Annotated in this window: 12 protein-coding genes; 9 read left to right on the top strand and 3 right to left on the bottom strand. The window is 36.5% G+C overall.

Features of this window, described 5'->3' with window-relative positions; translation table 11 throughout:
- Positions 1-2 precede the first annotated feature (2 nt).
- A complete protein-coding gene (gene ygiD, locus BM383_RS12375; RefSeq protein WP_093025456.1) occupies positions 3-872 on the top strand; it encodes a 4,5-DOPA-extradiol-dioxygenase in 870 nt (289 codons plus the stop codon).
- Positions 873-932: 60 nt separating this feature from the next.
- Here ygiD and BM383_RS12370 read toward each other — a convergent pair whose 3' ends face one another.
- Positions 933-1688, bottom strand: coding sequence for an SDR family NAD(P)-dependent oxidoreductase (locus tag BM383_RS12370; protein ID WP_093025455.1), 756 nt, complete (start codon positions 1686-1688; stop codon positions 933-935).
- 12 nt (positions 1689-1700) lie between these two features.
- Positions 1701-2564 carry an aldo/keto reductase gene (locus tag BM383_RS12365; RefSeq protein WP_093025454.1) on the bottom strand — a complete coding sequence of 288 codons (864 nt, stop codon included), beginning with the start codon at positions 2562-2564 and terminating at the stop codon, positions 1701-1703.
- A 182-nt stretch (positions 2565-2746) separates the two neighbouring features.
- Here BM383_RS12365 and BM383_RS12360 point away from each other — a divergent pair, with 182 nt between their 5' ends.
- The 8 genes from BM383_RS12360 to BM383_RS12325 all read left to right on the top strand — a co-directional run bounded on the left by BM383_RS12360 (position 2747) and on the right by BM383_RS12325 (position 11903).
- Entirely contained in the window at positions 2747-3748 is a 1002-nt protein-coding gene (locus tag BM383_RS12360; protein ID WP_093025453.1) for an AAA family ATPase, read from the top strand.
- A 90-nt stretch (positions 3749-3838) separates the two neighbouring features.
- Positions 3839-4705, top strand: coding sequence for a DUF58 domain-containing protein (locus tag BM383_RS12355; RefSeq protein ID WP_093025452.1), 867 nt, complete (start codon positions 3839-3841; stop codon positions 4703-4705).
- Between the two features lies 1 nt (position 4706).
- On the top strand, positions 4707-6413 hold the full coding sequence (locus BM383_RS12350; RefSeq protein WP_093025451.1) for a hypothetical protein: 1707 nt from the start codon (positions 4707-4709) through the stop codon (positions 6411-6413).
- The gene (locus BM383_RS12345) at positions 6413-7414 is read left to right on the top strand and encodes a vWA domain-containing protein (protein WP_093025450.1); all 1002 of its coding nucleotides are present in this window, start codon (positions 6413-6415) and stop codon (positions 7412-7414) included. The genes BM383_RS12350 and BM383_RS12345 overlap by 1 nt, the downstream gene beginning before the upstream one ends.
- Positions 7415-7423: 9 nt before the next feature.
- Positions 7424-8473, top strand: coding sequence for a vWA domain-containing protein (locus BM383_RS12340; protein WP_093025449.1), 1050 nt, complete (start codon positions 7424-7426; stop codon positions 8471-8473).
- Entirely contained in the window at positions 8470-9351 is an 882-nt protein-coding gene (locus BM383_RS12335) for a tetratricopeptide repeat protein (protein ID WP_093025448.1), read from the top strand. The genes BM383_RS12340 and BM383_RS12335 overlap by 4 nt, the downstream gene beginning before the upstream one ends.
- A gap of 18 nt (positions 9352-9369) precedes the next feature.
- Positions 9370-11139 (top strand): BatD family protein, encoded by a 1770-nt coding sequence (locus BM383_RS12330; RefSeq protein ID WP_093025447.1) that lies wholly within the window; start codon positions 9370-9372, stop codon positions 11137-11139.
- Between the two features lie 11 nt (positions 11140-11150).
- Positions 11151-11903, top strand: coding sequence for a tetratricopeptide repeat protein (locus BM383_RS12325; RefSeq protein ID WP_093025511.1), 753 nt, complete (start codon positions 11151-11153; stop codon positions 11901-11903).
- Between the two features lie 32 nt (positions 11904-11935).
- Here BM383_RS12325 and BM383_RS12320 read toward each other — a convergent pair whose 3' ends face one another.
- Complete coding sequence (locus BM383_RS12320) at positions 11936-12457, bottom strand: CvpA family protein (RefSeq protein WP_093025446.1); 522 nt, start codon at positions 12455-12457, stop codon at positions 11936-11938.
- Positions 12458-12497: the final 40 nt, after the last annotated feature.

Below are 12497 nucleotides of genomic sequence, written 5' to 3'. Positions count from 1 at the left end.
ATATGAAAAGAAAAGAGTTTATAAAAACAATGGCTATGGGAACTATAGGATTATCATCGTTGAATAATTTCGCTTCAGGATTAAAAGAAAGAGAAAAACCAATGCCGGTATTATTTATTGGTCACGGTTCTCCAATGAATGGGATTGAAGACAATGAATTTTCCAGAAGATGGGCGAGTATGGCGAAAGAAATTCCATTACCGTCTGCAGTGCTGGCAGTTTCGGCACACTGGTATACCAAAGGAACCCGAATTACCGCCATGGACTTCCCAGAAACTATTCATGATTTTGGAGGTTTTCCGCAAGCGTTATTCGATGTACAATACAACGCTCCTGGAAATCCTGAATTGGCCGAAGAAACTTCAAAATTAGTGACTTCAACAGATATTGTTTTAGACCATGATTGGGGATTAGATCACGGTGCTTGGACGGTAGTTCGTCACATGTATCCAGATGCTGATATTCCGGTATTACAATTGAGTATCGATTATTCAAAACCAGCGCAATATCACTATCAATTAGCGCAACAATTGCAATCACTTCGAAAAAAAGGAGTCTTGATCATTGGTAGCGGAAACATGGTGCACAACTTGAGAATGGTTGCTTGGGATAAAATAAATGACACGTATGGATATGATTGGGCGTTAGATTTGAATGAACAATTCAAGAATTTAATTTCGAACAAGGCACATACGCCGCTAATTAATTACCATCAACTGGGTAGAGCAGCTCAATATGCAATTCCAACTCCAGAGCATTATTTGCCGTTACTGTATACGCTAGGAATGCAGAATGATAAAGACGATGTTTCGTTTTTTAATGACAAAGCAGTCGCAGGATCATTGACTATGACTTCTGTGAAGTTAGGGTAAAACCAAATAATTTAGTTTTAAAATAGAAAAAGCCACTTGAAGAAGTGGCTTTTTTGTGTTTTATGATTTGTGCGTTTGCGTAGCGCTGGCTTGTGCCGTTGGCAGAATGAGCAAATCGACTATATTCACATGATAAGGTCTGGTAACCACAAAGTGAATTACATCTGCAATGTCATGAGCCGTTAAGGCATCAAAACCTTTGTAGACGTTTGCGGCGCGTTCTTTATCACCTTTGAAGCGTACTTCGCTAAACTCAGTATCTACCATTCCTGGGTTGATAGCGCCTACTCGAATACCATTTCCGTTTAGGTCCATTCGCATGGATTGGTTAAGTGCGTCAACCGCATGTTTGCTGGCACAGTATACATTTCCGTTTGGGTACACTTCCTTTCCGGCAATAGAACTGATATTGATAATATGTCCGGATTGTTGCGCCATCATTTTAGGAATGATTGCTTTTGAAACGTAAAGCAATCCTTTCACGTTGATATCAATCATCGCATCCCAATCTTCAAGACTTCCGGTTTGTATAGGGTCTAATCCGTGTGCATTTCCGGCATTGTTGATTAAGATATCAATTTTTGAAAATTCAGCAGGTAAACTTTCAATAGCGTCTGCAACAGCTTTTTTATCACGAACATCAAAAGATAGCGTGTGTACGCTTACTTTATTAGCAAGCTCTGTCTGTAATTTTTCTAAACGATCGGCACGTCTTCCGCACAGAATCACATTGATATTATTTTCAGCAAAAAGTCTTGCAGTGGCTTCGCCAATACCACTGGTAGCTCCTGTAATAAAAGCAGTTTTTGTACTCATATTTTTTGAATTTTAGGCTACTGGATTTCCTGTTGCAATTTGCAAAATGTAAAACCAGTCTTCTAAACTTAAATTTATTTCCAAAGCTTCCAAGGCTTTGTTTATTCTTTCTTTTTGTGTGGTACCTATTACGGGTAAAATTCCTGCCGGATGTTTTAAAATCCAGGCTAGTAGAACGGTGTCTTCCGTAGTTTTGTATTTACTAGCTGTAATCTTCAAAGCATGCTTTAAAGATGGATATTTTTTGGTAAAATAATTTCCCAGCGGACTCCATGCCATAGGTACAATGTCGTTCTCTATCATTTGATCAAGACTTCCATTTAGCATGGCTTCATGATGCGTTAAAGAGAATTCAATTTGATTAATTTCCACCGAAATATATTTAGAAAGCATAGCAACTTGTGAAGGCGTAAAGTTAGAAACACCAAAATGTAATACTTTGTTGGCCTCTTTCAGATCTTGAATTGCTTCTGCTATAACTCCCGGATGCATTAAGGGGCTTGGCCTATGTAAGAGCAAAACATCTATATAATCAGTTTGTAGGTTTTTTAGCGAGTTGTGAACACTTTCAATAATGTGTTCTTTGGAGTAATCGTAATGTTTCACTGCAAAATCACGATTTTCGCATACCATTTGAATACCACATTTTGTGATAAATTGTACTTTTTCTCTAGCTATTCCACTTTCAGCAAAACCTTTTCCAAAATCAGCTTCGGTAGTATAATCACCATAAATATCAGCATGGTCAAATGAAGTGATTCCTTTGCCTACATAGTAGTTTTGAAGGTCTGCAATATGTTGTGATGAGAATTTTTTGCCCCATTTTCCCCAGGTCATGGTTCCGGCAATAATCTTTGATAATTGTAAAGTTTTCATAAATTTAACACCTTTAAGAAAGGAAGTATTCAAATGTAACAGTTATAACGCTAAAACTTCCTTAAATCAAGAGTTAGTTGTTAATTTTTAACCTATTATTAACAGCTATCATCTTATAAAATCGACAATTTGCGTTGTTATAAAAAAAGCTTGATACATTCATCCAACAAAACTAAAAACAAATGGAGCAAACAAGTACAGTTGATATAAGCACATTGAATGAGAAAATAGAGAGAGAGAGTGCTTTTATAGACCTTCTAGTCATGGAAATGAACAAAGTGATTGTTGGTCAAAAATACATGGTAGAAAGGTTGTTAATTGGTTTATTGGGAAAAGGACATATTTTGCTTGAAGGAGTTCCCGGATTGGCAAAAACCCTAGCAATTAATACCCTGTCAAAAGCTGTTCACGGTTCTTTTAGTCGTATTCAGTTTACACCAGATTTATTACCTGCAGATGTTGTAGGTACAATGATTTACAATATCAAAGACAATGATTTTTCCATTAAAAAAGGACCAATCTTTGCAAACTTCGTATTAGCAGATGAGATAAACCGTGCGCCTGCAAAAGTACAATCGGCTTTGCTAGAAGCTATGCAGGAAAAGCAAGTAACTATTGGAGATGAAACTTTTGTGTTAGACAAACCATTTCTTGTAATGGCAACACAAAACCCGGTAGAGCAAGAAGGTACATATCCGTTACCAGAAGCACAGGTTGACCGTTTTATGTTGAAAACAGTGATTGATTATCCAAAATTAGACGAGGAACAATTGATTATCCGTGCCAACTTAAAAGGTTCTTTTGAAAAAGTAAATCCAGTAGTTTCTACAGAGCAAATCATAAGAGCTCAAGAAGCCGTGAAAGAGGTGTACATGGATGAGAAGATTGAGAAGTATATTCTTGATATCATCTTCGCAACTCGTTATCCAGAAAAATATAATTTAGAAAGTTTAAAACCTTTGATCAGTTTCGGAGCTTCACCAAGGGGAAGTATCAACCTTGCCAACGCAGCAAAATGTTATGCATTCATCAAGCGTAGAGGTTATGTAGTTCCAGAAGATGTAAGAGCTGTGGTAAACGATGTACTACGTCACAGAATTGGAATTACATACGAAGCTGAAGCAGAAAATATTTCTTCATTAGAAATCATTAGCAAAATTGTTAATGAGATCGAAGTGCCATAGAGAGCAGTAAACAGTAGTGTGAAAAATGTTGTTTTTTGAACAGCTAACAGAACCAAAAATCTATTCAACAGCTGTGAATACTGAAGCGAAATGGATACAAAAGAATTATTAAAAAAAGTACGAAAAATAGAGATCAAGACACGCCGGTTGTCCGATCACATTTTTGGAGGCGAATACCACTCTACTTTTAAAGGTCGAGGTATGACGTTCTCCGAAGTGCGTCAATATCAGTTTGGTGATGATGTTCGAAATATCGACTGGAATGTGACGGCTCGCTACAATGAGCCTTATATCAAGGTTTTTGAAGAAGAGCGAGAGCTGACCATGATGTTGATGGTAGACGTTTCCGGATCTGAAATGTTTGGTACTCAAAATGCTTTCAAAAGAGAAGTAGTTACCGAAATTGCTGCAACGTTGGCTTTTTCGGCACTTCAGAATAACGACAAAATAGGAGTCATTCTATTTACAGATCAAATAGAACTATTCATTCCACCCAAAAAAGGAAAATCACACGTTTTACGAATCATCAGAGAAATGTTGGAGTTTGAGCCAAAAAGCACCAAAACCAATATTGCCGAAGCATTTCGTTTTCTAAGTAGTGTGATGAAGAAAAAAGCAATTGTTTTTGTAATGTCAGATTTCATGGCGAAAGACTATGAGCAAACCATCAAAATTGCTGGTAAAAAACACGATGTTACAGGAATTCGAGTGTATGATCCTAGAGAAGAAGAAATTCCAAATTTAGGATTGGTTCAAATGGAAGATAGCGAAACAGGCGAGTTAGTGCTGGTAAATACAGGTTCTAAAAAAGTGCGTAGAGAATACACCAAGTATTATCAAGAAAACGTACAGTATTTTGAAACTGTTTTTAGCAAAAGTGGTAGCGGTACCTTGAGTAGCAGAGTAGATGAAAGTTATGTAAAAAAGCTATTGGGCTATTTTAAAAGAAGGGGATAAAATGAATCATTTGAAAATAACTTCAAAATATATTTCTAAAGCGCGAGTAACATCACAAACATATAAGAATATAGCAATTGCCCTTGTTGCATTTTTAGTAAATGTTACTTCCTTGTGGTCTCAAGAGCAACCACAGGTTTCGCAAAAAGTAGATACTACGGCCATTAAAATAGGCGATCAGATCAATTATACCGTTACGGTAAAAGCAGATTCTACAGCAACCGTATTGTTTCCAGAAAAGGCAACGTTTATGCCTCTGGAATTGGTAGAGGCTTCTAAAATAGATACTACAAAAGAAGCATATAAATTTATCTGGAAAAGAGAGTATGCTTTAACACAGTTTGACTCTGGAGCTTATTACATTCCACGGCAGAAAATATTGGTGAACGAAAAGCAGTACTTGCTAGACTCCATTCGTGTTCAAGTAGGCGGTGTTGTAGTAGATACCACCAAACAAAAAATGTACGACATCAAACCATTGGTAGAGGTTGAAAAATCAAATATCGATTGGCTTGCGTATTGGTGGATTTTAATTCCTTTAGCTATTATAGGTTTCTTGATCTACTGGTTTGTTATTCGTAAAAAACCATTGACCGAAGAAGAAAAAATAGCATTGCTTCCTCCGTTCGATAGAGCTATGGAAGAGTTGAAAAGGTTAGAAAATTCAAAATATATTATTGAGTCAAAACACAAAGAATACTATTCTGAATTAACTATAATCGTTAAAAGATATTTAGAAGAGGAAACACATATTTCTGCACTTGAAAGTACTACAGACGAATTATTTTTAAAGTTAGAAATGCTTCAGGATAGTGGAAACATAGAGTTAGAATCAGAAACTATTGCCAACTTCAAAAAAGTATTGCAAAAGGCAGATTTAGTAAAATTTGCGAGAGTAAAACCAGACGATAGTCAGGTAAATACCGATACCAAAGTGATTGAAGAAGTGGTAGTAAAAACCAAAGAATCATTACCGCCACCAACAGAACAGCAATTGGAAGAAACAGAGGCATACCGCGAAATGCTTTTGAAGCGCAGAAGAAAAGAGCGAGTTTTAGTAGGTGTAATTGCTTCCGTTTTAATTTTAATAATTTCTAGTGGAGTTGCTATAGGATATTTAGGTTTTACCAATGTAAAAGATACCCTGCTTGGACACCCAACTAGAGAACTGAAACAAGGCGAATGGGTTACCAGCCAATATGGTTTTCCACCAATCAAATTGACTACACCAAAGGTTTTAAGAAGGGTTGAAACCGCTATTCCTGAAGGTCAGGATTCCATTATCAAAAGCATTAAAACTTTTCAATACGGAAGTGTTACGGATAACTTTTTTGTAACCGTAGGAACTATTCAATACCAACAAGGCGCTAAGGCAAATGCAGAAGCTTCATTGCAAAACAAATTGAATTTTCTACAGGCAAACGGAGTTACCAATATGGTGACCAAGCAAGAAGAGTTCAGTAGCCAAGATGGTGGAACGGGGACTAAAGTTTACGGTACTGCAGATTTTCCAGTAGGAGCAGATGGTGCAACTATGGTTTCAGGAAATTATGAGATCATACAGTTTACAACCAATAATTATGAGCAAGCTGTCATTATTTTGTCTAGGCAAGACGATGATTACGCGCAAGATATTATAGATCGGATAGAAAGTTCTATTGAGGTAAACTCTATGAATAAACAAAAAGAAAACAAACCACAACAATAATGTTAGAAGGAATTCAATTTGCAAATCCACAGTTTTTTTGGCTGTTATTGGTGCTTCCACTAACCATTGCATGGTATGTTTGGAAACGAAAAAAACAGACGGCCGCTTTACGCATGTCGTCCGTTAATGGATTTAAGGTATCATCATCTTTTTTGGCCAAAGTAAGACCGCTACTTTTTGTGTTGAGATTACTGGCTTTAGCTGCGTTCATCACAGCAATGGCAAGACCACAAAGTTCCGATGTCAGTTCAAAAACCAAAACCACCAACGGTATTGATATTGTCATGGCCATTGATGTTTCATCCAGTATGTTGGCACGAGATTTGAAACCAAATAGGTTGCAAGCGTTAAAGAGAGTTGCCGCAGACTTTATAGAAGAACGCCCGAGTGATCGTATAGGTTTGGTGGTATATGGTGGCGAAAGTTTTACCAAAACTCCTATTACCAGTGACAAGTCAATTGCCTTGAGAGCGTTGGAAGATGTAAATTACGGATTGGTTGAAGACGGTACCGCAATTGGTTCTGGTTTGGCAACTGCTGTGAATAGATTGAAAGATTCCAAAGCAAAGAGTAAAGTAATTATTCTCTTAACAGATGGTGTGAAAACTGCCGGTTCTATTGAGCCCGAAGATGCTGCCGAACTTGCTGTTGCTTTTGGAATTAAAGTATATACGATTGGAATTGGTTCTAACGGAATGGCTCAAACGCCAATTGCACAAAACCCAAACGGTTCTTTCCGTTACGGAATGCGTAAGGTGGAGATAGATGAAGATTTATTGAAAAATATTGCCGACAGAACTGGTGGACAATATTTCCGTGCGACCAATAATGCTAGCTTGGCAAATATCTATGATGATATCAATAAGCTAGAAAAAACAGAAATTGAAGAATTTAAATATACCAACTTTGATGAAAAATTCAGACCGTTTGTTTTACTCGGTTTAGGATTATTATTATTAGAGTTTTTATTAAGAAATACGGTATTCAGAAGTTTTATTTAAAGGGGAATTATGGTTCAGTTTGATGAAAAAATATATTTCTATGCCTTTGCGATCATTCCAATAGTACTGTTACTGTTTTTTGCAGTACAGTTCTGGAAAAGACGTACACAAAAGAAATTTGCCAATACAGGATTGTTAAACAAATTGGCACCGTCAAAATCAAAATTTAAGCCAGCTTTTAAACTTGTTGTTTTCTTGTTGGCTATTGCTTGTTTTGTTGTGGCATTGGTAAACCCAAAAATGGGAACCAAGCTGGAAACCGTGAAACGAGAAGGAGTAGATGTTGTTTTTGCTATTGATGTTTCTAAAAGTATGTTGGCAGAAGATATTGCTCCCAATCGTATAGAAAAAGCAAAGCGAATTGTTTCAGAGATTATGAATAAATTGGTGAGTGATAGAGTTGGGATTATTGCTTATGCAGCACAAGCCTATCCACAATTACCAATTACTACTGATTATGGCGCGGCCAAAATGTTTTTGCAGAGTATGAATACTGATATGCTTTCATCTCAAGGAACGGCAATCAACCAAGCTATAGAATTAGCAAAAACATATTATAATGATGATGAACAAACCAACCGGGTTTTGTTTATTATTTCAGATGGTGAAGATCATTCAGAAGAAGATTTGAACGCCATTGAAGATGCGGTTGATGAAGGAATTAAAATTTATACCATAGGAGTTGGAACAGCGAAAGGAAACGTAATTCCAATGAAAGATGATCGCGGAAGGGTAATGTCTTACAAGAAAGATCAAAACGGTGAAACGGTGATCACAAGGTTAGATGAAGAAACGCTAAAGAAAATTGCCGAAGAAGGAAACGGAGCATACATTAATGGTTCAGATACAGAGAAAACTGTAAAATATGTAACCGATACTTTAGACGGAATGGATAAAACCACTTTTGAATCAAAACAGTATGCTGATTTTGAAGATCAATTTCAGTGGTTTTTAGGAGCAGGAATTTTGTTATTGTTGATAGACGTATTGATGTTGGAGCGCAAAACAAAATGGGTACAGAAATTGAATCTGTTTAATGAAAAAGAGAGTGAGAAATGAAAAAACTGATCGTATTTTGTAGTGCATTTTTAGCATTCGGTTTGGTAAATGCACAAGAAAAAACAGACGAGGCTTTAGCCAAAGCAAAGCAGAATAGTATAGATTATACATTTGATGCCAATTCAGAATTAAAAGGGAATAAGTTTACAGATGCTGAAGCAAACTATAGAAAAGCAATTTCAGACTATGGTGAAAATGCAACAGCAAAGTATAACCTAGGAAACGCCTATTATTCAAACGAAACGTATGATGAGGCTTTGTTGCGCTACAAGCAAGCGGCAGAAGTCGCCGAAACCAAAGCAGAAAAGCACAAGGCTTTTCATAATTTAGGAAATGTATACATGCAAGAAAAGCAATACCAGCAGGCGGTAAATGCTTATAAAGATGCTTTGAGAAACAATCCTAAAGACGATGAAACTCGTTATAATTATGCGTTGGCTAAGAAAATGCTAGAAAAGCAGCAACAGGATAATAAAGACGACAAGAAGGACGATCAGCAAAACAAAGATCAGAACAAGGATCAGAACAAGGATAATAAAGACAATCAGGATAACCAGCAAAATAAAGATCAACAGAAAAAAGATCAGAACAAAGGAGACGATAAAGACGACCAAAATAAACAAGATCAAGGCGATCAAAAAGATCAAAATAAGGACCAGAACAAAGATCAACAAGATCAAGGAGATGGTAAAAAAGATCAGCAGAAGAAGCCAGATCAGCAAAACCAAAATGGTCAACCACAGAATCCTTCAAAAGCATCTCCAGAGCAGATAAAGCGAATGTTGAAAGCTATTGAACAAGAAGATAAAAATGTTCAGGACAAACAAAACGCTAAGAAAGTACAAGGAGTTCCGGTAAAAACAGAGAAAGATTGGTAATCTAAGATGAAGCAGTAAATGAAGCAGATAATCACCCTCATATTCGTATTATTTACCTTTTCTTGGGTTTCGGCACAAGATGATGCCGTGACCTTTGAGGCTACAGTGAGCAAGAAGACATTGGGTATCAACGAACGCCTTCGAGTGGAGTTTTCTATGAATCAAGATGGCGATAATTTTAACCCACCTGATTTCAATAATTTCCGGGTAGTAGCAGGTCCTAGTCAATCTACAAGTTTCAGTTTTACAAACGGGAAACGAAGTTTCAATAGATCATACTCTTATATTTTACAACCAACAGCCAGAGGAACCTTCAAAATTGGTCAGGCTTCTATAGAGATAGACGATAAAATATACAAAACAGTGCCTGTTGAGGTAACGGTAACTGCGGCTGTAGAAAATCCGAACGCACCACCAAGTGCAGATCAAATTGCAGATGAAAATCTTCATTTGGTTGCCGAAGTTTCAAAATCTAACCCATATTTGAACGAAGCGGTTTCTGTAGTGTACAAGTTGTATTTTAGTTCTACGGTGAGTATCGAAAATTTCCAACCGCTAGATGATCCTAAGTACAACAACTTCTGGAGCCAGAATATAGATATAGATCAATTACAGGTTGAACAAGGTACGTACGATGGAAAACGCTACCGCTATGTGGTATTGAAAAAAGTGGTACTGTATCCGCAACAATCTGGAGAATTAAACATAGAACCACTTTCGTTAGATATCACTGTGGGCGTGCCAACAAGCAGACGCGACTTTTTTGGAAGACCTATTTATGAAAAAACTCATAAAACAGTTTCTGCAGGTTCTAGGAAGTTGAATGTAAAACCATTACCTACAGAAGGAAAACCAGAAGAATTTTCAGGAGCGGTTGGTCAGTTCAATTTTGATGTAACTGTGAATAAAGATTCGTTGAGAGCATCGGAGTCTTTAATGGCGAATGTGCGAGTAAGCGGAAAAGGGAATTTGAAGTTGTTAACGCTTCCTAAGTTAAAAACACCTAGTGCTTTAGAAACCTATGATCCGGAATACGAGGAAAATGTTCGGGTAAGTTTATCTGGTATGCAAGGAAGCGTTTCGGAAGATTATACGATTGTTTCTAGATACAAAGGAAAGTATCCTATTCCTGCGGTGAATTTCACGTATTTTGATCCTGAAACCAAAAGTTACAAAACCATAACTTCAAAAGAAATCGAGATCAATGTATTGGATGGTCCAACAAATAATGTGGCAGCTACGCAAATTCCTTCAGGAACCAATAAGCAGGAAGTAGTAAGTATAGGAACCGATTTTAGATTCATAAAGATCGATCCAAATTTGACTTCCAAAACAAAATCGAATTTCTTTAAATCAACCTTGTATTACGTGTTGTTATACTTGCCGTTGTTGTTGATTCCTATTGTGATCCTAGCAAGAAATAAACGTGAAGCATACGTTGCCGACGTACAAGGAAATAAGATTAGAAAAGCGAACAAATTAGCTAAGAAATATCTTTCGGCCGCCAGAAAAACTTTAGGGAACAAAGAAGCTTTCTATGTGGCACTAGAAAAGGCGTTGCACAATTATTTAAAAGCGAAGTTACATATTGAAACATCTGAATTCAGTAAAGAGAAAATCAGTCAGTTACTAGCTGAAAAAGATGTGGCGCAAGAAGATATTCATGAGTTTGTAAACTTGTTGAAAAGCTGTGAACTGGCAAGGTATTCACCAGCTTCAGAAGTAACTATGCAACAAGATTATGACAAAGCTGCTTCTGTAATTACGAAAATTGATAAACAAATTTAGAACGAATGATGATGAAAAAGTTTATATATATTTTCTTATTCTTAGTGAGTTTTGTGGGCTTTTCACAAGATAATGAAGCATTGTTCAGAAAAGCGACTGATTTGTACAATGCGAAGAAATATGAAGATGCGATTTCTAAATATGAACAAATTTTAAAGAACGGAGAAGACTCTGCCAATTTGTATTATAATTTGGCCAATGCACATTACAAATTAAGTCATATAGCGCCAAGTATCTATTACTATGAAAAAGCATTGCAATTGGCTCCAAACGATGCCGATATTAAAAACAATATCACTTTTGCAAAAAACATGACTATTGATGCAATTCAGCCATTACCAAAGACTGATTGGCAAAAGTTCAAAGAGAATACCATAGGAAGGTATACCTATAATGGTTGGGCTGTAATTGGAGTGGTTTGCATGTTCTTATTTGTGATTTTTGTGAGTGTCTATTTTCTGGTCTACAAAAGTCTACAAAAGCGTATATTTTTCATTTTAGCAGGAATCATGTTATTGCTGTGTATTGTCACCAATATTTTTGCATACATTCAGTTTGATGTGGTTCATGACAGTAACTTTGCCATTGTCTATGTGCCGGAAACGAATGTAAAGTCAGAACCCAATGCCTCGGCAGACGAGATTTTTATGTTGCATGAAGGAACCAAAGTAGAGTTAATGAATGAACTCAACGGTTGGCGAAAAATAAAGCTCGCAGACGGAAAAACAGGTTGGTTACCAGAACCAGATGTGAAAAAGTTATAAAAGAAAAGCCACTCAAATTTGAGTGGCTTTTTTTATAGTTCTATATTTTCAAAGTCTTCTTCGCCTGCAATTTCACTATCTATCATTCGTTGAAAAATAAATTTTCCAGCTAATGTGATAGGTTTGTATAGCACAGAATCTTCCAGTGTTTTTTCGTCAATAAATCGAACTAGATTATTAGTGCTATTAAAAAATAGTAGTAAAGCGCTTAGAACCAAACCAATTTTTAAAAATCCGAAAATGGCACCTAGAAATTTGTTCATCAATCCAAGAGTTGCAGCATTTGCCAATTTGGTCAAGAGCTTCCCTATGAAGTGAATTCCAAAAGCAATACCAATAAAAACGATGGCAAAAGCAACCAGATTCAATGTACTCTCTTCCCAATCTAGTTTTGGTTTTAGATAATCGCTCACATAAAATGAAAAGTGAATAGCGCAGTAAATTCCAAGAATAAAAGCCACTAAAGAAGCAATTTCTAGCAGTAGACCTTTCATAAATCCACGAACCAATCCAAAAAGCAGCAGTGCTCCTAAAACAATATCTAGGTAGTTCATTACTTAAATTTTAACAAATATAAACTTTACAACATAGTAT

The organism is Pustulibacterium marinum, assembly GCF_900116665.1.
In the GTDB taxonomy this organism is placed as follows: domain Bacteria; phylum Bacteroidota; class Bacteroidia; order Flavobacteriales; family Flavobacteriaceae; genus Pustulibacterium; species Pustulibacterium marinum.
This window is presented reverse-complemented; position numbering and strand designations above follow the sequence as displayed.